Annotated in this window: 13 protein-coding genes; 5 read left to right on the top strand and 8 right to left on the bottom strand. The window is 40.9% G+C overall.

All coding sequences use genetic code 11. The features are described from left to right. Positions 1-202 precede the first annotated feature (202 nt). The 6 genes from IPM48_03205 to carB all read right to left on the bottom strand — a co-directional run bounded on the left by IPM48_03205 (position 203) and on the right by carB (position 15,810). Complete coding sequence (locus IPM48_03205; GenBank protein ID MBK9270582.1) at positions 203-6,274, bottom strand: hypothetical protein; 6,072 nt, start codon at positions 6,272-6,274, stop codon at positions 203-205. 473 nt (positions 6,275-6,747) lie between these two features. After that, positions 6,748-9,810 (bottom strand): glycosyl hydrolase, encoded by a 3,063-nt coding sequence (locus tag IPM48_03200; protein ID MBK9270581.1) that lies wholly within the window; start codon positions 9,808-9,810, stop codon positions 6,748-6,750. Positions 9,811-9,916: 106 nt separating this feature from the next. Then, positions 9,917-10,627: a hypothetical protein gene (locus IPM48_03195; GenBank protein MBK9270580.1), complete on the bottom strand. Its 711-nt coding sequence runs from the start codon at positions 10,625-10,627 to the stop codon at positions 9,917-9,919. A 458-nt stretch (positions 10,628-11,085) separates the two neighbouring features. Then, the gene (locus IPM48_03190; GenBank protein MBK9270579.1) at positions 11,086-12,354 is read right to left on the bottom strand and encodes an ABC transporter permease; all 1,269 of its coding nucleotides are present in this window, start codon (positions 12,352-12,354) and stop codon (positions 11,086-11,088) included. After that, positions 12,351-12,980 carry an ATP-binding cassette domain-containing protein gene (locus tag IPM48_03185; GenBank protein MBK9270578.1) on the bottom strand — a complete coding sequence of 210 codons (630 nt, stop codon included), beginning with the start codon at positions 12,978-12,980 and terminating at the stop codon, positions 12,351-12,353. The genes IPM48_03190 and IPM48_03185 overlap by 4 nt, the downstream gene beginning before the upstream one ends. A 10-nt stretch (positions 12,981-12,990) precedes the next feature. Next, entirely contained in the window at positions 12,991-15,810 is a 2,820-nt protein-coding gene (carB, locus tag IPM48_03180) for a carbamoyl-phosphate synthase large subunit (GenBank protein ID MBK9270577.1), read from the bottom strand. Positions 15,811-16,119: 309 nt separating this feature from the next. Here carB and IPM48_03175 point away from each other — a divergent pair, with 309 nt between their 5' ends. The 5 genes from IPM48_03175 (at position 16,120) to IPM48_03155 (ending at position 23,239) form a co-directional block, all read left to right on the top strand. Then, positions 16,120-16,386 carry a co-chaperone GroES gene (locus tag IPM48_03175; GenBank protein MBK9270576.1) on the top strand — a complete coding sequence of 89 codons (267 nt, stop codon included), beginning with the start codon at positions 16,120-16,122 and terminating at the stop codon, positions 16,384-16,386. Between the two features lie 64 nt (positions 16,387-16,450). Further along, the gene (gene groL, locus IPM48_03170) at positions 16,451-18,085 is read left to right on the top strand and encodes a chaperonin GroEL (GenBank protein MBK9270575.1); all 1,635 of its coding nucleotides are present in this window, start codon (positions 16,451-16,453) and stop codon (positions 18,083-18,085) included. A gap of 224 nt (positions 18,086-18,309) precedes the next feature. Then, positions 18,310-19,170 carry an enoyl-CoA hydratase/isomerase family protein gene (locus tag IPM48_03165; GenBank protein ID MBK9270574.1) on the top strand — a complete coding sequence of 287 codons (861 nt, stop codon included), beginning with the start codon at positions 18,310-18,312 and terminating at the stop codon, positions 19,168-19,170. A 260-nt stretch (positions 19,171-19,430) separates the two neighbouring features. Then, on the top strand, positions 19,431-22,487 hold the full coding sequence (locus tag IPM48_03160) for a histidine kinase (GenBank protein MBK9270573.1): 3,057 nt from the start codon (positions 19,431-19,433) through the stop codon (positions 22,485-22,487). Positions 22,488-22,492: 5 nt separating this feature from the next. Next, positions 22,493-23,239: a response regulator transcription factor gene (locus IPM48_03155; protein MBK9270572.1), complete on the top strand. Its 747-nt coding sequence runs from the start codon at positions 22,493-22,495 to the stop codon at positions 23,237-23,239. Positions 23,240-23,771: 532 nt separating this feature from the next. On the opposite strand, the gene IPM48_03150 is transcribed toward IPM48_03155, so the two are convergent. Together IPM48_03150 and IPM48_03145 are read right to left on the bottom strand one after the other, a co-directional pair. After that, entirely contained in the window at positions 23,772-24,470 is a 699-nt protein-coding gene (locus tag IPM48_03150) for a response regulator (GenBank protein ID MBK9270571.1), read from the bottom strand. Further along, on the bottom strand, positions 24,467-26,263 hold the full coding sequence (locus IPM48_03145; GenBank protein MBK9270570.1) for a sensor histidine kinase: 1,797 nt from the start codon (positions 26,261-26,263) through the stop codon (positions 24,467-24,469). Before IPM48_03145 ends, IPM48_03150 begins: the two co-directional genes overlap by 4 nt. Positions 26,264-26,989: the final 726 nt, after the last annotated feature.

The following is a 26,989-nucleotide window of genomic DNA, read 5'->3' as shown; positions in this document are numbered from 1 at the left end:
CTTTTGCCCATATTTATCTAGGTAGAGTGTCTTGGTGACGCTCACTTACAACATAAAGATCCAACTAAATGACAAAGGGTTCAAAAAACCTTTAAAAGATGATTCAAACTTGGATCAGGCTCGTGGGATCAATAAAAAAATCCGCTGGTGAATTTCTTCACCAACGGATATATGTTAAAATGGGATGATAGATTGGGTGGGATTATTCCTGAAGGAGCATCATTTTACCGGTAGCTGTGTGGGCAGCTCCCGGAGACTCAGCATCCAGCTGATAGTAAATAATTCCTGTAGCATTGATTTCACTCCGGTGGATGATTTTTGAGTTAAATCCTTTTTGACCATCTAAATCATACACTCGAATGACTTTACCAAGAACATCATAGAAACTGAGTTTCACAGTTCCGGCATCTGGGAGGATGAACCTGATTTCGGTGGACTCGTTGAAAGGATTTGGTTCGTTCTGGAACAATTTAAATTCAAACTCGCTGACCATCGAAGGATCGACAAATTCTAAACCAATTTTGAAAATTTGCTGATTGACATTGTAGGCCTCCGCAATTGTTTTATCATTGTTCAATTGGAATGGAATCTGAACTTTGTCCCTCAATTTACCAAATGTGACCACAAAAAGATCATCCGTTTTATTTGCCGTTGTACCATGCTGCACATTCGGGCTATTCCAACTGAAAGTGATTAAACCTCGTTTTAGATTATAAGCGTTGTAATTTGATTCCGAAATTTCAAGGGAACCCGATTGAATTCCTTCAAATTGTAATTCAGTTGGATCAAATCTTAAGGTAAATTGCATTCCTGTTATTTGATTGAATTCCATCGCGCGCAAGCCAAACTGCAATTTATCCTGCTGATCTTTGTGTGTGTTTATTTTATGAGCTGTCAGTTTTAATTCAGAACGATTTCTGCTTTCTGATTTTGTCAAAGTTCTCGCCAAGGCATCACCGGTGACGTCTCCCATCTTGATGGCTACAAAATCAAGATCAGATTTGGAATCATTCAGCATGAATTCGTGAAAATCAGGTGCATCAAAAGGATGTTTTGGATTGGCAAAGGAGTAATTGCCAGGAACAAAAGTCCAACTGTTGGTTTTGGAAAATCCTTCGGTCACACCCAGAATCAGTTTGCGGATTTCTGATATATCCGAAGCTGTGATGGTACTGGTCTTGTTGACGTCAGCAGCGATCAGTTTGTATGGATCTTCGAGGTAAGATTGTCCAAGAATATGCTTTTGTATTCTAACAATGTCTTGTGTGGAGACACCATTGATGTTTTCATCATTTCGTGCAGGAATGATTTGATACATCTCATCCAGATCCAAATCAGAGAATGCATAAGGACTTCCTTTCATCTGGCGGATCAGCTGTCCCTTGTTGTACAAGCTCATTTCAACCGGTGAGGCTTCTTCCCCTCCAGCTGTTTTGATCAAGCCAGATACCCTGCCTTTGGCCGTTCCAACATTGGGACAGGTATTCAGATTGTCTTGAATGATCACCAGAGTTTTGCAATAATCCCTGTTGCCTTCTTCGTCTTCTACCCAAACGATGACGTCTATGACCATTTCATCGTTGATTTTTTCTCGGACGAAGTCTTCGCAACATATTGTGAATGCTCTTTTACTGGTATCCCCATCAAAATAGAATTTCAGTTTATCAGACGGTGTACAGTTGTCATAACTATATGCATTCAGATCAGATGCCCACACATCGATACAACCTGTGGAAGGCATCGGAACAGTCACGATACCCGTGAGACATACCGGAGTAGGGGCTTTGCAATCTTCGATCTCAAATAATTTGGTGCAAACTCCAATGTTTCCACAACCGTCTTCGACAAACCAGCTGATCTTATGTACTCCGATGGGATAGACTCCACTTGCATCAAACGGATTGCCTGGAAAATCTGCATTTGGATTGTATTTGTATCGGGCTTGTATGCCTGCATCAAATTCAGTTTTCTTTAATGACCCCACTCTGTAATCATAACCGCCATGGATTCCTACACCATCATTGTACAAGTCAATTTTGTATTCCCAGATTAGCCAATCTGAAGGCGTGCAAAAATCGGTTGCATTGGCTGTAAGGCTAATGTGGCCTTCGCAGATTCCGGTGATGCTGTCTTTTGAAGCGGGTTCGCAAGGACCCATGTTGCATGTTACATCAGGGGCTGTCAAATCATGTACTTTAATGACCTGGACTTTTTCCCATCTACCGACATTGGGATTGTTGTTTGGATCGTATTGACACCAGTCGATGACAGACCATTTTCTGAACACTTTGAAACATGAGCTCTCTTCGGTATAATAAATTTCATCCTTGTAAATGATCGCCACCAATGAGCAATGGTCTTTGCCGCGATTAACAACTCTTGGTCTGCCAAGAAGAGGATTGTCAGGACTGATGTCTGCATTACAACCAGTGAGTTCTATGACCTTGTGATCACAGATACCTGTTGGCCATACAATGTCTGATTTGGTTGTATCATTGCAATATTCATAGTCCACGCGGAAGGGTCTGCAATTGACTACCCAAATATTTTGAGTGGCAGATACCACGGTGCCATTGGGTCCTGGTACCGAAAATATTCTTTGTATTCTTCCTTGTCCGCACTCTCGCTGATCAATCACTGATACAGTTGGAGTGCTGCCGCAGGCACTTAGAATATATCCATCAAATCCCCATTTCAATTCATAGGTACGATAGGGATGTGCAGCATCAAAGCGATTGATATAATGATCGCAAGCAAGTCTCCCCACTGTGCCGGCTTGAGCGCCCGGATATTTGGTTGTGGGATTGTAAGTACAATAAGCTTCGCAAACTTTGTCCGTTGTGACCACCGGATTTCTCCAGGCTGCATCAGGCGAGATGGTACCGAATACGGTATTGTTGATGTCGTCCAAATCATCGATGTCAAACCAAAAATCACAGCTGACCACCACATCTGAAGGCGGGACAATAACCGGTGTGGCTTTGTCCTGAACAACCACCTGTACCATGCAATCACTGTATCTGCCATACAAGTCACCGCCAGGTTTTAATCTGTCCGGGTAAACAGGACCTTCCCCAGGAAAAACATCAAAGACCCTAAATACAACCATCACATCGATGCCCAGATCATTGCAACAGAATTTGACTTCATCGTCAAAGAAAATTTGATTTCCAACGATGTTAGGATCATCATCTCCATTGGCACCACCACAATGATTGGTATTGTCATTAAGAGATCCATGCAAAGTTCCCAGTAAATCATCCATTCGGATGACTTTGAAATACACCTCTTCTGCACAATTGTCAAAAGATCGGTCATCAAAAGATTTTGCAAAAATTTTGGTGATAGAACCACCTTTGTCGGCACTTGGAAGCAAGGTAACCACTGTTTTGGTTTGGCAGATGGCCTGAGGTGGAGTAAAGTCGTAGACATGCAGATCAATCTCATGTCTGGTTTCGTTTCCGCAGCAGTCCAGGGCGATGATCCATGCTTTCTGCCATCCCTCCGGTAGATTGACGACAACGATTCCGGTCTGACTATTGCCCAGGACCGTACCATCTTCTACTTCGACCGTGTACTCAATTTGAGGACTGCAGTTATCAATTAGCCAAGGCACAGCCACGTCCCATCTTCCAGTACAAACCCAAGGATCCATGGATACATCCAGTTGATTTGGATAAACGACTTCAGGTCCTTCGAGATCCAATATTTTAATTGTTTGATCGTGCGTTCTGATTTCTCCGGAACACCAATCGATCAGGGTCCACCTTCTCAATATTTTATAACATCCTGAACTTCCGGGTTCGCAATGTCCACCTGTGATGTCAAAAATAAGGTCTTGATAGGATGTAGCGATGTTTTGACAATTGCCGGCAGCAGGCCGTCCGGTGCCCAACCACATCACATGCGTATTGGGTCCCCAGCAGGCGTTGTTGGCAGAAGTCCAAACTGGATGAGATGGGTAATACACAGGATCCGGATTGGGGTGGCCGAAATGGGGATCAGAAGGATTTGAAATATCGTTCCAGCCGAGTACCCTGGGCAATCGGCGTTGGCCATAGACGTCAGCAAGACCTGGATTGGCAAGCCAGTAAGCAGAATCCAGTAAATATCCATCAACGCATTGTGGCCATGCACTTAAGTGAGTTTGTATATTTTTATTTCGATCTATTCTTTCATCACAAGAAAGGGTGGGTTTATCGTTGTCATCAAAATCAGGAGGAAGACTGACCATACCGAGATCTCCATTTAAAATGGTGATGGTTTGTATGCAAGTATCTTTATTGCCATAATCATCTTCAACAGTCCAAATTCTTGTGATGATGGATTGATACATTTGCAAGCAGGAACCTCTTGTGACTATGTCATGATAATTTAAGGTATAGTTACCACACCCTTCCTCTACAACCGGTATTCCCGTATTGGCAGGAATTGGCAAAGTCTCACAACTAAACATGGCATCTGCCGGGCAGATGAGAATGGGCGGAAGTTTGTCTTCAACAGTCGCCTTACCCCAACAACTATTGCCGGTGCGGGGATCTGTGATGGTTATTTTTAGTTCTTTCCCGATGTCTCTGCGGTCCAGTTGCACGCCTGGTTTATTGGGATCGCGATCGATGAAAGGACCACCATTCCAAAGTTGAATCTGAACAATATAACTGTTGTAACAACCATAAGGACCTCCTGCAAGGATCCATTCAGCGGTTACCGTAGCTTGGCAGCTGTCATCCAGACTGATTTGTATTTGTCCTTTGCACGCTAACTCGCGGATTGGATTTTGAAATTCGATGACCCTGATTTGTGAACAGCAGGTGCTTGTATTTCCGTTTTCATCGGTGACGATGTAACATACAGTATGATCACCAATCCCAAGGGGTTCATCGAGGACATAGGTATTGGAATCTAAGGTGGTCAAATAAGGATTCTGATCACAAAAAGCAGCAGTCAAGTCGGGTCTGTAACTCAGTATGGTTTCACATTCACCGGGAGCCAGATTCACATCAAAATCCCTGCACACAAGGACCGCTGAAAAAGTATCAATGACCTCTACTGATGTTGTACATTGTGAAGAATTGTGACATTCATCCAGTACTGTCAGCGTAATGAAGTTTACCCCAATGTCATGGCAGGTAAAATCTACATCGGCCAGAAATTCCAGTGTACCTCCGCAATTGTCATAGCTACCGGCATCATAGTCACCAATGAAACTATGCCCCAGACCATCGGAACCGAGATAGACAATCAAATTTGAAGTACAAATGGCAACAGGCAAGATTGGATCATGGATGGTAATGGTCTGTGTACAGGATTGGGTATTGCCACAGAGATCGGTGGCCTGATATTCACGGATGATGGTATAATTGTTGGGACAAATGTAATTGATAATGGAGTCACCTTCGACGGAGTTGGTAATTCCTGTATTTCCGCAATGATCCGCGGATATGACCATGTTTATATTGGGTTGTGGAATATCTCCAGCGCAAACGACGGTGACTGGTCCAGGACAAATGATACTGGGACCAATGCTGTCGTTGACCTCAATTTCCTGAATGCATCTGTCATAAATTACACCCCCAATTCTAAGGGCGTAGGTTCTTTCAATCGTAAATCGATCCCGGCAGGAGGAATCTCTGATGAGTTCTGATTCAAGGATCACAGAACCTCCACAATTGCTGGTAAATGATACTCCATTTGGATTGGCTGGAGGAACATCAATTTCACATTCTACAGTCAGATCCCCAGGACAGCTAATGCTAATTCCCGAAGGGATGCAAACATTGGAAATACAAAAGTCTACCATGGTTCCGTTGCCGGTGATTTCAGCATTGATAAAATAGGTAATACCCGCTTGAAGACTTACAGAGGAAGATTCCACGGTTCCAGCCGTATTGTTGTGACAGGTTCCCGGTGCATTGCAAGCAGTAGCTACAAAAATACTGGGGTTTCTACCAGCAGGACCAGTGGCAGTTAAAGTATAGATACCGGTTGTTGCCGGTGTAAATGAGAACCACGCTGCCCTATTTCCGGTACAACGTGAATCCGTAAATGTATTGTCCAATGCAAAGGAGCCACTGCAATTTCCAGCGGTCAGGACGGAAGCATTGGCGCAGCTGTTGCCCTGTGCTTTTATTTGCTGGCTTGAGAAAGTCCATAAAAAGAAGTACAAAATAAAAGACCAGAAGGAAATTGTCCGGAACTTAATAGACTCCGATATCTGATTGGCACCCTTAGGCAGCAGACAAGACATTGGGTTGGAGGTAGATCCTGAATTCATATTTATAGTTTTTATAAAGCCAAACCGTTTGTAGCCTGACTGAATTCAACAGGATCCTAATTTCAATACCTAAATGAATACACTTCATCAATCAGCGCATCAGGTACGTGACAAAAAGGAAATCCGGAGAAAAATAAGAGAGGTGTATTTGCTCTTAGTTATCCGCCCAGAATTTGTCAAGATACTCTGAGCCTGAGCTTTGGAGCTGTAAAAGTAATGGCTTTGACCATAGGGAGCACTCTTTTAAAGCCACATTGCATTCATTTTTTTTTATGCCATGTTTAAAATATTCAAAGATGAAGTTTAATAGTTGATAAAAAGTATATATCAAAAAAATAAAATTTTATGGCGGGCCATTTGAAAGGGATATTTTGAATCTTTTTATTGGGGAATGGACCTAAAAAAGAAAGGATCAAATTAGATATTATCCTCTTGTGATCCTTTCGAAAATACGGGTAAACCAAGACAGAAATTTAACTCTTAAAGTCCATTGGAATTTTTTCAGATTTTAAAATAGAAGCACATTTTACCCCTTGTGTGGTTTTCAGATTTTTCAAATCCTTGGCAGAAGTATCGACCTTATTTCTTAAAAACATTTCTCTTTCGATCATTAAGTTAGAAGGTCTTTGATGGCCCTGAGCCACTTTGCTGTAAGCTTCGGTAATTTCTTCTCTCAGTTTTGTTTCATCTGCAAACACAGATGCATGTTTCGATGCGACCAATGTCCCACGCAATTTTTCAAGTTGTCCGATGTATTGGTTGATTTGTTCTTTGTTCTTTTTGTTTTTGACTTTTGACGCAGCATCCACGTAGGTTTTCAATTCTTGATTTAACTCCTCAACTGTGCGTGCAAGGTCTTCGTGCATGCGATAATATTTCATTGAGATCTCGTGTTGTAATTTGCGATCTTCAAGGGTGTAATTTTTTTCATCCACATGTTTCAATGTAATTTTTTGTTCCAGAACTTGTGTGCCGGCAGTAAGAACTAATTTGTACTGACCTGGTAAAACTTCAGGAGCAAAGAAGGCTCCAAAATCAAGCTTGGTGCTGCTCTCGGCTACTTTCGGTGGTTTCATTCTAAAATTCCAATAGACTTTGTTGATGCCTTTGCGTTTGCCAGCCGGAATGGTCTGCACCAGTTTTCCATCTTCATCAAAAATATCCAATTTGGCTTCACCGCTCAACATCCGATCTTTCAGATAATATTGAAAGGGCAGGATCGATTCCGGATTGGGAGCATTCCAACCTCCGGAATAAGGTCCACCTCCACCGTATTTTCCATCGCTGATGATTCTTTCGCTGACCGGAAAAAAATACACGGATTGATTGGCCAGTTCTGGAGTCATGTTGCGCAGGGCCGAAATGTCATCATAAACATAAATGCCTCGCCCGTGTGTACCGATGATTAGTGCATTCTCTGTCGGGTGAATTTGAATGTCTCTCACCAAAGAATATTCCGGAAATCCGGATTTCATTCTAAACCAGGATGCAGCTCCGTCGATGCTCGCAAACAAGCCTGTTTCTGTTCCCAAAAAAAGAAGATTTTTATTTATTCTGTCTTCGACCACTTTATGGGCAAATCCGGTAAACTCAGGACTTTGAATTCTCGAATACGATTTGCCTCCATCGGTGGTTTTGATTAGATAGGTTTGGTGATCTCCATAAGCGTGATTGTCCAGGGTGATGTAGGCCGTGTTTACATCAAATTTTGAAGGTTCGATGCTGCTGATCCAGGTTTGTGCAGGGATTCCAGCTTGGCTATATGCTGCGCTGGTATTGTTCCAGGTTTTTCCTCCATCGCGGGTGATCTGCACATTTCCATCGTCGGTGCCCACCCAAATGGTATTTTCATCCAAGGGAGATTCTGCTGCTGTAAAAATGGTGCAATGATTTTCTGCTGAGGTATTGTCGACTGAAAGACCACCTGAATCTTCCTGGTTCTGTTTCTTTTTGTTGTTGGTGGTGAGGTCTGGGGAAATCCGCTCCCAGTTTCTTCCCTGGTCTTTGGATTTAAAGAGGTATTGCGCACCAACATAGAGATTTTTTTTGTTTTTTTGTCCAACGATGATCGGAGTATTCCAATTCCATCTCAACTTATCTTCCTGATTGGTTTGGAAGGGTTGGATGGGAAAATTTTTAAATGTTTGGAGATCAATTCTGGCCATGTTGCCGCCCTGGTATTCTGCATAAACGATGTCCGGATCAGATGGATCAGGCACTGTCCAGAAACCATCACCAAAGTAGAGTAATTTCCAATCACCGTTAGAAACACCACCCGGTCTGGCCGAAGGCCCCACCCAGCTGCCATTGTCCTGCAGACCTCCATAGATATTGTAAGGTGATTTTGTGTCCACCGCGACGTGATAAAACTGACCAACTGGCAGATTGTGGCAAAACATAAAGGTGGCCCCTCGGTCATTGCTGATATACACGCCACCATCTGTACCCAGTACCAAAAAATTGGTGTTGTTGGGATTGATCCAAAGGGCATGGTGGTCCGAATGCACCCAGCCACCTGCATTGGAGGCATCGGTAAAGGAGTATCCTCCATCATCCGAATAGGAAAAACTAAGAGCCGGACGATACACCCTTTTGGGATCTTTGGGGTCAATCACAAGGGTAGAAAAATAGAAGGGTCTGGAAACCACGTTGAAGGTGGCTGATTGTTCTTTCCAGTTTTCTCCTGCATCTTCGGAAATATACAAGCCGGTCTTTTTGGCTTCCACGATGGCCAGCATTTTGTCCGGTGCGCTTGGTGCTAAAGTCAGCGCAATCCTTCCAAAATCCCCGGTCGGCAGACCCTTGCTGATTTTATTCCAGGTTTTGCCAGCGTCCGTTGATTTATAAAGCGCACTTCCTTTACCACCTGATTCAAAGGAGTATGGAGTCCTTCTAAATTCCCAGCTGGTGGCAAATACAATATTTGGATTTCTTGGATCGATGGCAATATCGGCTACACCGGTACGTGGGTTGATATAGAGAATTTTCTCCCAGGTTTTGCCCGCGTCCGTTGATTTGTAGAGTCCCCGGTGAGGGCTGTCCGACCAAAGGGGCCCGGGAGCAGCGACGTAAAGAATATTTGCATTCGAAGGATCCAATAGAATTTTGCTGATATGTTCTGTAGAATCCAGACCTATTTTGATCCAATTGGAACCTTCGTCACTGGATTTATACATTCCATCACCAATCGAAACCGAATTTCTCATATTGCTTTCGCCGGCACCGGCATAAATTGTTTTTGGATTTTTTTGGTCGATGGCAAGGGCACCAATGGATTGACAATGCTTGTCAAAGATGGGAGAGAAAGACGCTCCCGCGTTGGTCGATTTCCAGATACCCCCGCCGGCTGTGCCGATGTACAAGGTCTTTCCATCAGATTCTACCCCTTCGATGGCCGTAATTCTGCCGCTCATCGTTCCAGGGCCCATGGCTCTGGGTTCGATGGATCCAAAAGTAGAAGAGTTAATTTTGGTTTGGGCATCCGACTTTAAACCAAACAGAAGAAGCGGAAGAAAAAACAAGAAGCGAGAATTCATTTTGAATGATTTTTTTGAAATACAACATTGGTCGAAACTAAACAAGCTTCGTATCAATAAGGGGAATTAATTAACAAATAAAATCCTGGTTCTTTAAGAACTAGATTTATGGAGTCATCGTGAATTTGCTGTCCGGAACATCTTCGTTGACCCTGATTTTTACAATATCAAGTGGCCCCATCTGGCTAGTGATGGTGTGTGCCATAATATATCCACCGTCCACCGGTTTGTAATTGCTGAAAAAGCTTTCAATCTCCATTTCCTGACCGCCCGCTTTCCGTTTGTTGACAGTTTTAACAATGTAATTAGATGCCGGATCGATCAGAAAGTAAGAAACGGTTCCTTCTTTGGTGGTGGCTTTCAGCTTGTAGCATTCTGTACCTTCAACATCGTCCATTCCCAAATAGCTCACATCATGTCCTTTTTCCTTGTAATTGAAAAGTACACTTTGTATGTCCATCTGGGACATACCTTCCTTTAAAGCATCCTGGGGCAAAGCTTCCGGTTTGGTCTGACCCTGAAAGGGCATAAACATCCATCCGGAATCCGGTCTCATAATCATCCAACCGTTCATACCCATCAGACTGATGTCCATTCTCCAGCCTTTGTTGTGGACAGTGGTCATGGTGATGGGAATCTCCATCCCCTGGGCGTTTACTTTGGCTTCCACCACCACTGAATTGAGGGCTGCAATTTTTTCTGCCCCTCCGATGGCTGTGATGTGTTTGCTAATGATTTCATCCACATTTTGGGCAAACATCGAATGGAGACCAAAAAATGATAGAAAGACTAAAGAAAGAAAAATCTTAAATTTCATAATGGTTTTTTAATTTTTAGGGTACAAAAATAGCACATCCCTGTAAGTTTTCCTCGTTTTTTCTACCAATCCAAAAAATTAACAGATATACCAGGATATTAAATAGACAAATTACTGGATTGCCTAGAACTGTAAGTCATTCCTCGATTAGAAAGATGTTTCAATATCTCTTTGGTTTGGGTTTTCGATTTGTAAGCTGATTTTAGGGAAATTGTGATCTTGGTGAAGAACGATTAAATGGTATGTGTTCGATAAAAAGGATCAATGGAAAATAAAGTCAAGTTTACACTTTTAAATTAAATACAATGGCTTAAAAATGCTAATAATGGTAAGTCCAAGCACCCTCGTTATACGATGGTCTCTGTGAATTCGGTTGGACCATCTTTATAGAGAGACTTTATTATCTCTACAGAAAAATGTAAGTATGAAGAATGTTATAGACTTTTCTAACCAAAATTCTATTCACTCAAAGTTTTGGAAACATCTTGTCGATAAGCTTTCCAAATAGGATACATGGAAGCAATCAGGGCAGCAAACAATGCAAGAGCCGCGATTTGAATTTCTTCTTTACAAAAGTAAAAACCTGTGATTTGATATTTTTCACCCAAGCCCAAATACCGTGAACCAAACTCAAGAAAAACATGGGTCATGATAAATCCAATCAACAATCCAATGATCATGATGAATAAGACTTCCAAAACTAAAAGTTGAACCGATGTAATTTTACTTCCACCACTTAATCTGATGACTGCAATTTCTTTTTTTCGTTCATCCATCACTTGGAGGAGATTGATAAAGAGTGCCACCAAAGTGAGAACAGCCAATACCAATCCAATGATGTAAAGTACATCTGAAGCAGATCCCGTCAATTCATACAATCTGTTAATTTCGATGGCAGGATTAACAGCGAGTAAATTTGTGTTTTCATTTATTTGACGTCCAAAATTAAGCGATTGGATGTTTTTACCTTTCATTTTAAGGATCACAGAAGTGATTTCGCGGTCTTCAAAGGCAGGTAGCTGAACCGTATGGTTCACCACAGGCTCCTCGTGTGAGTGGTTATCTGCCTCATGTTCATGATGATGATCGTGATCGTTTTCTTCCCCAGCGTGCATCAGCCAGTAGCTGGATAGATTGGTATAGATCAGTCTGTCCTGCACTTTACCACTTGATTTTAAAATACCAACCACCACCAATTTCTTGTCATGTACGTGTGCCCCAGATTCTGAGACCAGTCCATGATCGGAGAAAAACTCATCTCCCAATTGAAGATCTGCTTTGAGAGCAGCTTCTGCGCCGACGACCGCTTCGAAATTGTTCTCAAACAAACGACCTTCGTTGAGCTCCAATTGATAATGGTTAAAATATTCTATTGCCGTGCCCAACAATCGATGCGATTGGTAGGAATCACCCAAAGAAGTAGGAATGGCAGTCTGAATCAGCGGATGATTCGGATTTAAAAAAGATTTGGCATCGGAGACTGCTATATTTCCCGTAGGAGCATCGATGTGGAGGAGATTGCACAGCACACTTTGCAATGGACTTCCTTTCGCTGTCAGAATCAGGTCCGCACCTTCACTGGATTTTCCAAAATGCTGACTGAATTGTTTATTGACCAAGATGATCATATTGATCAGGCAAAAAGCTATGGCCATCATCAATACCACAAAAAGAAACCTGGAAGGTTTCGTGATCAGATTTTTCCAGGCAAGGGTAAGCAGATTCAAGACAATGAGATTTGATTTGGAAAAACGGATTTAATACGACTGTCATGGCTGACGACGATTAACATTGCTCCGGAAGATTTGCATTGAGAAATTAACAGATCGATCACGGATTGTGCATTGACATCGTCCAGTGAAGAACTTGGTTCGTCTGCAATAATGCATTTTGGACGATGGATCAAAGCTTTTAAAAACATCAATCTTTGTTGTTCTCCAGGTGATAATGTCCCGCACATCTGATGGGCTGTATGGCTGATGCCGAGTGTTTGCATTTGTGCAATACAATATTCTCTGTCTGGTTTTTTACCTGCGAGTTGCAGGGTAAACAAAAGATTTTCAAGACTGGTCAGCGATTGGATAAAGACGGGTCTTTGCAAACAAACACCGAAGTATTGTCCGCGAAATGCATCCATTTGAGAGCCTTTCAAATCGGAGTAATCCTGCTCACCAAATCGGATGGATCCTGAAGTAGGTTTTAGAATACCACAAAGCAAATGCAAAAGGGTAGTCTTCCCACATCCGGATGGTCCGTGGATAAGCAATTGTTCTGCATTGGCCAATCGTATGTCCGGAAATAAAATTTTTTTGTTTGCAGAATAATTTTTTCTCAGCGAATGGGTTTGCAACATAGCTTACAATTTATCTGGTAAGGTACATGTAGCGCTTGGCATCCAATTCTCTGAAATACGGATCGTGCAAATCTTTAATGTAGTATATGGCTTCTCCGGTGGATTTCATTTCAGGTCCGAGGCTGATGTCCACTCCCTGAAATTTATTAAATGAAAACACCGGTACTTTGATGGCGTAACCTTCCAGCTTTTTATCAAACACAAAATCTTTGATCTTTTTTTCTCCCAACATCACTTTGGTAGCGATGTTGAGATAAGGGACCTGATAGGCTTTTGCAATAAATGGAGTCGTGCGCGAGGCCCTTGGATTTGCTTCAATCACATACACCTGATCTCCTTTGATGGCAAATTGGATGTTGATGAGACCTCTGATGTTTAATCTGAATGCAATCCTTTTTGCGTATTCAATCATGGTCTGAATGGAGCTCTCTGGTAAACTGTAGGTAGGTAAAACCGCGGAACTGTCACCGGAATGAATTCCTGCGGGTTCGATATGCTCCATGATGCCCATGATGTGGACCTCATCGCCATCGCAGATGGCATCGATTTCAGCTTCTTTGGCGCGTTCCAAAAACTGATCAATAAGTACCTTGTTGTCCGGCATGTGTTTAAAAATGGAAAGCACGTGATTTTCCAGTTCATGGTCATTGATGACAATCCGCATTCTTTGTCCGCCAAGTACATAAGAAGGTCTGACCAAAACAGGATAGCTTATTTGATGGGCTACTTCCAGTGCTTCATCTGCATTGGTAGCTACACCGTATTTGGGATAAGGAATGTTCATCTCTTTGAGCAGATCGGAGAACCGTCCGCGATCTTCCGCAATGTCCATGTCATCGTAGGAAGTACCGACAATTTTAATTCCTTTTTCGTGAATTTTCTGAGATAGTTTAAGTGCAGTTTGTCCTCCTAGCTGCACAATGATACCATCCGGTTTTTCAAAGTCGATCAACTCTTCGATGTGTTCCCAATAAATGGGATCAAAATACAATTTGTCCGCAATGTCAAAATCGGTCGATACCGTTTCAGGATTGCAGTTGACCATGATGGCTTCCATACCCAATTCGCGGATGGCTAAAATTCCATGGACGCAGCAGTAGTCAAACTCGATTCCCTGACCAATTCTGTTAGGACCTGATCCTAAGACCAGAATTTTCTTTTTGCCGGTTTGAGAGACACTTTCATTTTCATCCTCAAAGGTAGAATAGTAGTAAGGAGTTTTGGCAGGAAATTCTGCCGCGCAGGTATCCACTGTTTTATAAACCCTTCTGATTCCCAATTGGTCCCGGTATCTTTTGACCTCTTTTTCATCGACTCTGAGGATCCAGGCAATTTGAGTGTCGGAATATCCATTTTTCTTTAGCTCCAGCAAAAAATCAGCAGGTATGTCTTCGGGTAAATTGAATTTGAGCAGCCTTTCTTCCATCAGTACCAATTTCTTGATTTCCCGGACAAACCAGGGATCAACCCCTGTGAGTTTGGTGACTGTTTTCTCCGGAACGCCCAATCGCAATGCATCTTTCAGGCGGTACACGCGGTCATCGCTGGCCTGTTCCAGTCTTTCCAGAATATCCTGTGTATTGTACCATTCTTTTTTGTCTGCACCCAAACCATGGCGGTCATTTTCCTGACTTTGGCAGGCTTTCTGTAAGGCTTCCGTAAAACTTCTTCCAATGGCCATAACTTCTCCCACCGATTTCATCTGGAAGCCCAGTTTGTGGTCTGCACCCCAGAATTTTTCGAAATTCCATCTGGGCATTTTTACGATCACATAATCCAGCGAAGGTTCAAACAAGGCACTTGTATTGCCTGTAATTTGATTGGGTAGTTCGTCGAGGGTATATCCGATGGCCAATTTGGCTGCCACTTTGGCAATGGGATAGCCCGTGGCTTTGCTCGCCAATGCAGAAGATCGACTCACCCTTGGGTTGATCTCAATGGCGATGATTTTTTCGGTAACGGGGTCTTGTGCAAACTGGACATTGCACCCACCGGCAAAATTGCCCATCGACCTCATCATCAGAATGGCCTGATCCCTCATGGATTGAAAACCAGTATCTGAAAGGGTCATTGCAGGAGCGACTGTAATGGAATCTCCGGTGTGGATGCCCATGGGATCAAAATTTTCAACCGTGCAGATGATGGCTACATTGTCATTTTTATCGCGCAACAGTTCCAGTTCAAATTCTTTCCAGCCGAGTACTGCTTTGTCAATGAGGACTTCGTGCACCGGAGAAGCGTCCAAACCCCTCCGGAGGGCTTCATCATAAAATTCTGCTTTATGGATGATGCTTCCCCCGGTTCCACCAAGGGTAAAGGAAGGCCTGATGACCAAAGGAAAACCAATTTCCTGGGCGGCTTCTTTGCCTTCCAGAAATGAATTGGCTATTTTGGAAGGTGCTACATCCACACCAATCGAAATCATGTGTTCCCTGAATTTTTCCCGGTCTTCCGCCAACTCGATGGCCTCAACGTCAACACCGATCATCCGGACCCCATATTTGTTCCAGATATTTTGCTTGTCGGCTTCTATGGCCAAGTTGAGGGCAGTCTGACCTCCCATGGTCGGGAGAACTGCATCAATTTTTCGCTCTTCAAGGATCCGAATCAGGCTTTCCACCGTCAGAGGCCACAAATAAATATGGTCTGCAATGACCGGATCTGTCATAATGGTGGCCGGATTGGAATTGATTAAACTGACTTCGATCCCTTCCTCGCGGAGGGATCTGGCTGCCTGGGTACCTGAATAATCAAATTCACAAGCCTGTCCAATGACAATTGGGCCGCTCCCAATGATGAGAACAGACTTGATGGATGCATCTTTTGGCATATTAAAATTTGCGCAAAGATAGTTCTGGACGAGCATTGTTTAGCTGGAAAATGCCGGCAGATGATTTTTGATGGATTTTATAAAAAATCAGAAGATTTTTGGATAAATCCAGACAGATTTGACAGGAATCTGACTCTTTTTCAGGTTTGTCAGACCAAAAAATGGTGAAAATCTTTGTGTTTACTAAAAATTAACAAAAAACCTGACAGAATGAAGCAAAATTCCAATTGGCACAATTTTGATAGACAAGAGTTGAAATTATCATTTTTTAAAATTCAATTTTTTCAATAAAAAATCAATTAAGATCTTATGAAACCAATTAATGATCGAGTAATCGTGAAGCCGGCTTCAGCCGATGAAAAAACAAAAGGAGGAATTATTATTCCGGATACCGCAAAAGAAAAACCACAAAGAGGAGAAATCGTCGCAGTAGGACCCGGTAAGGATGGCAACAAAATGACGGTAAAGAAAGGAGACGTAGTCCTTTATGGAAAATATGCTGGTCAGGAATTCCAATTCAAGGGAAATGACTATCTGATCATGCGGGAAGATGATATTTTGGTAATCATCGACTAATCCCAGCAAAGAACAAATTAAGATTTAAAATTTCATCAACAAAAAATTATAAAAATATCATATCATGGCAAAAGACATTAGTTTTAATAGCGATGCTAGAGAACATTTGAAAAACGGAATTGACAAATTGGCCAATGCGGTAAAAGTCACCCTCGGACCAAAAGGAAGAAACGTGGTCATCCAGAAGTCCTTTGGTGCGCCACAGATCACCAAAGACGGTGTAACCGTGGCAAAAGAAGTTGAACTGGAAAATCCAGTAGAAAACATGGGTGCCCAAATGATCAAAGAGGTGGCTTCCAAGACCGCGGATATCGCAGGAGACGGAACAACCACTGCCACAGTTTTGGCGCAATCCATGGTTACTGCGGGATTAAAATATGTGACCGGTGGATCCAACCCAATGGACCTCAAAAGAGGCATTGACAAAGCGGTACTCGCAGTGACCGCAGATCTGAAAAAGCAATCTGAACAAATCGGAAATGACTTCAACAAAATCAAGCAGGTAGGATCTATTTCTGCAAACAACGATGATGAAATCGGAGCATTGATCGCAGATGCAATGAAGCGCGTGTCCAAAGACGGGGTAATCACCGTAGAAGAAGCCAAAGGAACCAATACCTATGTAGATGAAGTGATCGGTATGCAATTTGATAGAGGATATCTGTCTCCATATTTTATCACGAATGCAGAAAAGATGATTGCTGAATACGACAGTCCCTATATCTTAATTACAGACAAGAAGATTTCCAATATGCAGGAGATCGTGCCGATTCTTGAAAAGGTTGTATCCAGTGGAAGACCCCTCTTGATTATTGCAGAAGATGTCGATAGTCAGGCATTGGGAGTATTGGTGGTCAACAGACTCCGCGCCAATTTGAAAGTGGTGGCTGTTAAAGCTCCGGGATTTGGAGACAGGAGAAAAGCCATGTTGGAAGACATTGCTGTATTGACCAACGGAACCGTAATATCTGATGAAAAAGGATATAAGTTGGAAAACACAGAATTGGACATGCTTGGACAAGCTGAGAAAGTTGAAGTGGACAAAGACAATACCACCATTGTCAATGGCAAGGGCACCAAGAAAATGATCGATGCGAGGATCAACCAGATCAAACAGCAGATCGAAGTGACCACTTCAGATTATGACAAAGAAAAACTTCAGGAAAGATTGGCCAAATTGGCCGGAGGTGTAGCAGTATTATATGTTGGAGCTGCCACTGAAGTAGAAATGAAGGAAAAGAAAGACCGAGTGGACGATGCCTTGCACGCCACCCGCGCTGCAGTGGAAGAAGGAATTGTTGCAGGAGGAGGTGTGGCTTTGATGCGTACCATTGACAGCCTCGACAAAATTAAAAACATCGCCAACGAAGATGAAAAATTTGGAGTGGACATCGTCCGCAAAGCATTGGAGTCGCCGCTTCGTGTCATCGCAGAGAATGCGGGTGATGAGCCTTCAGTGGTTGCGATGCATGTGAAAGCCAAGAAAGGAGCTTATGGTTACAATGCCCGTACAGGACAATACGAAGACCTTAAAAAAGCCGGAGTGATTGATCCTACCAAAGTAACCCGCATTGCGCTTGAAAACGCAGCTTCCATCGCTGGAATGTTGTTGATGACCGAATGCGTCATTAACGACAAACCCAAAGAAGACAAAGGTCATTCCCACCCACATCCGGGAGGAATGGACGGAATGATGTAATCAAGTCAGGATATTAAAAACTTTTCTCAAAGGCTCTCTGCGAAACAGGGAGCCTTTTTTTTGCTGAATACTCAGAAAATCGGTCAATGAATCAAGATTTGGTACAATGGCTTAATTCATTGATTCATTTATTTCTTTTCATTTGAATTTTGCCTTGCATTTAGATCAAAAAATTAAGAAATAATATGATAAATCAAATTTCAAACCAACCATCCAATCAGCAGATGCAAAATTTGGTCCTATATAAAAAGTTGAATGGTATTGCCACCATCCAATTAAATAGACCTGAAAATCACAATAGTTTAAACACAGAAATGGCTTTGAGAATTCAGGACTTGTTGGATTTGGCAGTTTCCGATGAAGAGATCAGGGTGATTATTCTTACGGGTTCTGGAAAATCTTTCTGTGCCGGTCAGGATCTCGATGAAATGCAAAGGGATAATGCGCCTAGTATAAGGGACGTATTGACATTGAATCACAACCCCATTGTTCATAAAATTAAGTCATCTTCAAAGCCTGTTATTGCAGCTGTGAATGGGGTTGCAGCGGGTGCAGGCGCGGTATTTGCATTGGCTTGCGATCTTATCATTGCTAAAAATTCAGCAAGCTTTATTCAAGCTTTTACCAAGATTGGGCTAACACCTGGAAGTGGAAGCACTTATTTTCTGCCGCGATTAATTGGAATGCAAAAGGCAACTGCCCATCTTTTATTGGGAACAAAAATAAGCGCAGAAGAAGCAGAAAGACTAGGTATGATTTATAGAGCCATTCAAGATGAAGAGTATGAAAATGAACTGGCGAAAGTATGTCATCAGCTTTGTATGATGCCGGCAATGAGCCAGGCGTTTACCAAATTTGCACTTCAACAATCCCAAACCAATGATCTTTGTGCTCAGATTGATCTGGAAGACGAGCTAAAATGCATGGCAGGTCAATCTGAAGATTATCTTGAAGGAGTCACTGCCTTTTTTGAAAAAAGAGTTCCAGTATTCAACCGACAGGGTACAACGACCATAAGCCAGGTCAAACAAAGCATTGCTTTAAAGACCAGACAGCAATTGCAATTGAAAGCTCAAATGAATTAGCAATGACTATTTTTAATCCGTCTGACAATTCGTTCTCCGATCCGAATCGTAGGAAGAAAATTTGGATTACATCTTTCTGATGAATTACTTTTGGGACGATAAAAGGAATAATTAATTCAAGGTCGACAGATCGCAATATTTAACTGGTGGAATTAAGCTTTGGAAATTGGAGAAAATTAATTCGACCTTTCTTTTTAATCTTTTTGATTTTTCCAGAACCAGGGAGAACACAAGATATTAGTGAACTTAAATTTGAATTGTTGGATCAGCGCAATGGCTTGTCCAGCCATTATCTGGTCAGCATCACCCCGGATTCAAGTGGTTTTTTATGGATCGGATCCAGGGCAGGACTGAATCGATTTGATGGCAATCAATTCAGGATTTTTAAGCACGATCCAATGGATTCCACTTCTCTTTTGCACAATTATTGTCAGTACCCGTATGTGGACAGGAATGGACAAATTTGGGTGGGCTATGCAGAAGGAGGTTTGAGTAAATATATCCCTTATTGTCAATGTTTCGAGCATTATGATCCGTTTGATTCACTCAGCGAAAGAAATAAAGTAATTTCCACCTATATTTTGTTGGATGACCAGGATGGGAACCTATGGTTTAACGGAAAGGCAATGATCAGATTTAATCCAAAGACCAAAAAGCTCGATGAATTTCCGATACCCGAACTGAGTGCACAACTAAACAAGGAGTTTTATTTGGATCCGGTGCATGTCTCTGGAATGATTGAAATTTCGAAAGGAAAATTCTGGGTTTCTACTACAATGGGTTTATATTATTTTGATGTAGCCACGAAAGAATTTATACACAAACCTGCCCCAATGTTGAAGGGAGAAACAAGGAGGTATGATTTTTTTAGCAGCATCGTATCAGGTCCGAATGAAACGCTTTGGTTTCCTTCCTGGGGATCCGGATTGTCGAAATATGATATCAAAACTGGAGAATTTAAAAATTACCGTTATAGTCGTAAAAATATCAGAGAGTCTTTGGAAAATATCGTTTATTCCATTGCTGTAAAAAATGACCACGAACTTTGGCTTGCCACCGGTGACAGGAGTCTAGCAGCATTTGACATCCGAACAGAACAGTTCTCTTACTACAACCATCCGAGTATAGATCCGGAATTAAAATTGTCCAACAACGTTTGGGATGTTTTGGTGACCAAAGACAAAACCATGTTTCTAGGAATCGATCAGGGTTTGTTGCGATACAACCCATTGAATCAGTTGTTTTATTTTCAGAATTTAACGGTAGCATCCAGCCAGAATAAAGAATTTTTTGGCATTGAAGCCATACTGGAAGATCCAAATTACAATGCCATTTATTTTGGAACCAGTCTCGGAAATGGATTAAATTTGATGGATACCAAGACAGGAAAGTTGAGTCATTTTGACATCGATATCAGATCTGACAACATCGAAAAATTTACTTACGTGTTGGACATTGATATTGATCAAAAAGAAAGGATGTGGGTTACCACCAGGGATTATTTGTATGAGTTTGACCGGAAACGCCGGAAGATATCAATGCTGAAAGATCCAATGTCTGCAGGCGAGTACAATCTGCCTGCACATTTCAGCAAAATGGTAGAGAATCTAACCGGAGAACTTTGGGTCCTTACCGAAGAAGGTGGATTGCATCAGTTCTATCCAGATCAGAAAAAATTGTCAAAGAAGTTTAATGATCGATTCAAATTAAGCGGGAAAGGATTTCAACATTTATTGGCTGACAGGCTTGGCAGAATTTGGTTATTCGGTCATGGCGAACTGTTTGTCATGGACATGCATGGTAAAATTCATAAAATCATTTTGAGTGAAAAGGAAAACAAATGGCTTGAAGATGGATTAAGGGGAACAGCCTGTGACAGTCTTGGTAGATTCTGGATGGTCACCAAGTACAAAGGACTTTTATGTATAGATTTTAAAAATGATCAGGACCCTGTCTTTAGATATTTTGGTACAGAACAAGGTCTTCCTGCAGATCGGTCTTTCTCGATGGGTTCTGATCATAATGGCAATCTATGGATTGCCAATGTGGGAGGAGTCATTTATTTCAATTCGTATCATTATACAGCAAGAACATTTAGTCATACCAGTGGCATCGAAAAGAACACCATCCAATTTAGATTCATCAACAGCCAAAATGATGCTTTTTACATGACGGCTTATGGCAGATATTGCAAAATTGATTTTGCAAAACTCCAAAATCAGATTCCAATGCCCAAAGTGTATATTGACCAGTTTAATGTTTTAAATGAAGATCGCGATGCAGATTTTAATTCTGGAAATGCCCTGAGAATCGCAGCCAATGAGAATTTGTTTGCCTTTGATTTTGGTTGTATTGATTTGTCCGATCAGAGTCAGAACCAATTTGCGTACCGACTTGAAGGGTGGGATAAGGATTGGAATTATTGCGGAAGCAGGAGATATGCCAGCTATACCAATCTAAAAGGAGGTCATTACACTTTTTTTGTGAAGGCGGCCAACAGAGAAGGTATATGGGGTGATGCGGTGTCACAGCCCGTATTTATTGAAACCCCGTTTTATCAAAAGACCTGGTTTACCATATTGATGGCGCTCGTTTTGTCCCTGGTGATTTATGGTATTTATATATTCAGGATCAGACAAATCGAACATACCGAATCGATCCGCACAGAATTCAACCGCCAATTGGTGGAGAGCAGAATGGAAGCATTGCGAGCACAGATGAATCCACATTTTATTTTTAATTGTCTCAATTCCATCAACCGATACATCATTAAAAGCGATATTAAAACATCTTCTTTATATTTGACCAAGTTTGCAAAACTCATCCGTTTGATCATGGACAATTCGAGAAACAAACTGGTCATTTTAACCAACGAACTTGATGCGTTGAAGTTGTATATAGAAATGGAAGCACTTCGATTTGACAATAAGTTTAGTTACGAAATAAAAGTAGATCCAAACGTAGAAACTGATCACATCGAAATTCCTCCATTGATCATCCAGCCTTACGTCGAGAATGCAATTTGGCATGGGCTGCACCACAAGGAATCCGGCGGAATACTTCAGGTGATGGTAAGCATGAAAGGGGAAAACCTGAGATGTGAAATACGCGACAACGGAATAGGGAGAAAAAAAGCGGAGGAATACAAAGCAGAAACCACGATCACCCGCAAATCGATTGGAATGAAGCTCACCGAAGAAAGATTAAAATTTTCGGGTGGTCTGATTGCCTCCAAAGGTAGCCAGGAGATTATTGATTTATTTGATGACGGAGGCCAGGCGATTGGTACCTCTGTTGTATTAACCATACCAATTTAACTAAAATGATCAATGCCATTATTATTGACGACGAACGCAACAGCATTGAAATGCTGGAGTGGTTATTAAGTACTTATTGTCCAGATGTCAGGGTACTTTCTTCCTGTGAATCCGGAGAAGAAGGAATTCAGGCCATCAAAAGACTAAAACCTGATTTGGTGTTCCTGGACATCGAAATGCCCAAGATGAATGGGTTTGATGTATTGGAAGCGATAGGTACACCTGATTTTGAAGTGGTATTTATCACAGCGTATGATCAGTTTGCGGTGAAAGCCTTCCGGTATGCAGCTTTTAATTATATGCTTAAACCGGTTGATCCGGAAGATTTGGCAAAGACCATAGGCCGGTTGAAAGAAAAGAAGACTGTACCCGACAAGGAACAAATGGAATTGTTGTTTCAAAATCTGCTCAACAAAGAAAAGCAAATAGATCGCATCGCTCTTTCTTCAGGCGACGGTTTGATTTTCGTACAAACAAAAGACATCATGTATTGCAAAGCGGAAAGCAATTATACCCAGGTGGCTTTGGTGGATGGCCGGACCGTATTGGTGGCGAGGACCCTCAAAGATCTGGACGAAACTTTATCGGGCAAAGATTTTCATCGAGTGCATCATTCATATCTGGTCAACATCAATCACATCAGCAAATTTGTCAAGGGGGACGGAGGCTATATCCTAATGCCGGATAAAACAGAAATTACGATAAGCAGAAACAAGAGAGACGATTTTTTTCAGCTCTTTTCAAAGTTTTGATTAGGCATTGCCTTGAATTTTAGTCAATGAGTGAAATCGTCCATCATTCCAAAGACAGGTCCAATTTATGCTAAGTGGATTTGCAGAACAATCTTAGAAGCATTTTCAAACACGGATCTGCAAAACGATTGGGAAGTTTAACATTAAATGTAGATGTAGAAGATTACTGAATTAGACATCTAAAATACTAGATATTTGATTAATCCAAATTTTGCATTGTAGTTCGTAAATATAGTGAAAATGTGATTAAAATTAAAGCTTTTGGTGAGGATGTTTAGAATTGCCAAGCTTAGGTATCTCATGGAGTGAAATACTTTCATTTTGAAGCCATTTTTGATAGTCTTTAATCGCCAATGCATAAATTGGGATAAGTATAATTTCCATTTATTTTGAATGCCATATTGGTTTAAAACTCTTTATTATAATTTAACTATCAAAAAGATTCATTCGCCAACTGACCGCAAAACATTTTGAAGGATAAGTAATTAAACAAGCTGTTTAAGTCTGGAACGATTGAATGCAAAATCTTAATTCATTTCTTCTGATCCAAAATATTTCTCTTACTTCTACTAATTGGAATGACACGGTTATTCGTTAATTTTAAACTATCCGAATTCCAGGATTTAATATGATTTCTGTTGACCAGAAAACTGCGGTGACATTGAATCATGATCTTTTCATCCAGAATTTCAATGAGTTGTTTAAGGGTTTTCCGAATGTAAAGTTGTTTTCCCTCTACCATGATTATATTTATGTAGATGTGATCTGCCTCGATGTATAAGATCTCATGAATATTTATATGATGGTGATTTTTACCATCAAAAATTTCGAGCAAGGAATGAGAAGGGTTTTTTGTCAAATACAGTTGGTAAGCCGCTTCCACGGTAGTCCATAGCGTTTCTTTGCGAATGGGTTTTGTAAGATAACCGTATGGGTTGGTCTCCAATGCAATTTTGACAGTTCTTTGATCATATTGAGATGACAAGTAAATGAAGGGAACAGGTTTTTTCTGTTCAGATAGAAATTTGGCAAAATCTATACCTGATTTATCTCCGTAAAGTCTGATGTCCAGTAATATAATGTCGGGTTTTGAAAGCTTAAATAATTCCATCGCTTCTTCATAAGATACTGCAATTCCCAACACTTCATGTCCAAATTCCTTTAGATATTCGCTGACCAGTTCGGCAATTAATATTTCATCTTCCACTATTATAATACTTAGCTTTCTCACACTTTGGATATTTTTTTCTCTACAAAGTTCATTCTAAAAATAGCACCCTCTTGATTAAATATACTGCTTTCAGCCTGCAGTTGCCTGACCATACTTTTGATAAGCACCAATCCCATATTGGCTTTGTCTTTTTGAACAATGTTATCTGGTATGCCAGGTCCATTGTCTGCATATTTAAAGGCAAATTTATCTTCAATCAACTTCAACTCAATGTTGATCCACAATTTTTTACCCGGTATCCTGGCATATTTTAAGGAGTTTCCAATCAATTCTGAGCATATTATTCCGATGGGCATCACTGTTTCGAGGTTAAGATAAACTGAATCCATTTCTAATTGATATCCAAAGGTATTTTCTGAAGGGTAGAATTCTCTGAATTGCTTGATCAGATTGTTTAAATATTCTTTGAGATCAATTTGCTCAAAATCACCTGTGCTGTATAGTTGTTCATGGATCAAAGAAATGCCTCTGACTTTTGAAGACACTTCTTCTGAAAACTGTTTTAGCTCGCTTGATTTGGATTGGTTTACCTTCAATGTCAATAAACTGATCACCAGTTGAAGATTGTTTTTGACACGGTGATGAACTTCTGAGAGAAGGAGGGATTGTTTGTGAAGAGATTGTTCCAATAATTGATTGCGCGATTGGATCAATTCGCTTTGTTTCTTGATTTCGAGTTTGTTTTTATGGTTGTTGAATAACAAAATGATAAAAACAAGCAAAAACATGCCCATAATGGAAAGACCCCATTTCATAAGACTGGATATTTTCTCAAGGTATCGCGTTTTTTCTTTTTCTTTTTCGATGGCAAATTCAATGGCATTGGCGGTGATGTTTTCCTGATTGACATACCATTCTGCTTTCTGGTTGTAATGTTGTGCTTTCTGGAGGTAAGAGTAGGCGGAATCTATGTTTCCTTGTTTTTCAAAGACGGTTCTTTTGATATCATAGAATTTTGACAATAATTGAAAATGACTTCTGTTTTCCTTTTCGGTTTTATTGATATTTAAATACGCGTGTTCGAGTTCTTTGTCAGCTTCAGTAAGATTTCCTACCTTTAACAATCGCAGAGAAATATTCAGGCTCTGGTAGGCTGCGCCATAATAATCTTCGTTCTCTTCAAAAATCTTAACTGCCTGACTAAAATGAAAGATTGCGGAATCCAATTTCGTCGAAAGAATTCCCATCAGCAAATGACCGTCATAAACTGACCGGGCTACTTTGAATTGATGTCCCAATTGAATGGACAGATTGGCATACATTATCGCAGAATCCTTGTTGTCATATAGCCGGTGATATGAGGAGTACCGTGCACAGAAATGGGCATAAATGGTATCCAGATTTTCCTTTGCAATCAATGTTCTGGCAAGGCTGAGATGATGTAAACATTCTGTGGGTCTGTTGATGGTTTCATAGCATCTTGCTATGGATATATTGGCTTGTGCGAGTAGATCCCACCAATTCTCCTTCTCTGATTTTCGCATGATGCCGTGATAGATCAGGATGGCATCCTCAAACTTTTTATTGTGTTCAAATGCTTCTGCGCGCTCAAAGATGATCCAGTATGTTTTGGGACAACTATTAAGACCATTCTTTTCAAGAATTTGTAAAACAGAATCTGCATAAGAAATAGCTGCTATTGGTTGATGACTTTTAATGTATCCCCTCAATTTTTTGTAGTAACTGTCAAATTCTGGATTTTGACAATCCCTGGTTTGGATAATGTTGGTCCATCCAATGCAAAAAATGCAGATCAGATATTTCAAATGGAATTTGAGTATAGATGGATTCACTTAATTGGAATTTATTTTATTGGTTACTTTGAACAGCTGATTTGATCATAAGAGTTTAAATTGGCGGTTCAAGCAATCAAATTTCATGGTTGGATTTTGTGATGCAGTTTATCTTATTTGCCTACGATGAAGTCTCGAAGGTAATGTCTTTGGTTTAATTTAAAGTGAAAAAATTTTTTCGATGGATTGTTTCGAAAAAAAGATTTATTTGTAACGGATCGATTTTACGATCGTGGTATGATCCGGACAAGTCAAAATATCTATTTGAATGTTGTTGAATCATGCTCTAGGAGTTTATGCATAAAATGACCCAAAACCAATTTATGGTTGCGCTTTATTTCTATCTGTGAATGAATCCTTTGAAAAAATCAGCCATTCAGAACTTAATATCTACCATTCAGAACATTTCAATCTCAGTGCATCATCTGTATCTAAGCGAATAATTTATTTTGTCCCTCAATACCTACTTTATTGGAAGGAGATTTATTTGACTCCATAATAAGTGTGGTTAAAGATAATTTTTTTTATTATAAACCATGACAATGATTTATTTTCCATTTTAATTTAGATCCTTTTGATTCTTATCAGGTATTTTAAAAGTTAAGGTACTGTTCAAATATTTCCAAGACAGAATTACTCACTTAATTTAGATTTCCATCCATACTTCAATACTCAGGATCTGGGTTGGATCCAAATGGGGGAAGTGAATCGAAAAAGATCATTCAT

The sequence above is a fragment of the Saprospiraceae bacterium genome, from assembly GCA_016715965.1.
GTDB lineage: Bacteria > Bacteroidota > Bacteroidia > Chitinophagales > Saprospiraceae > Vicinibacter.
This window is presented reverse-complemented; position numbering and strand designations above follow the sequence as displayed.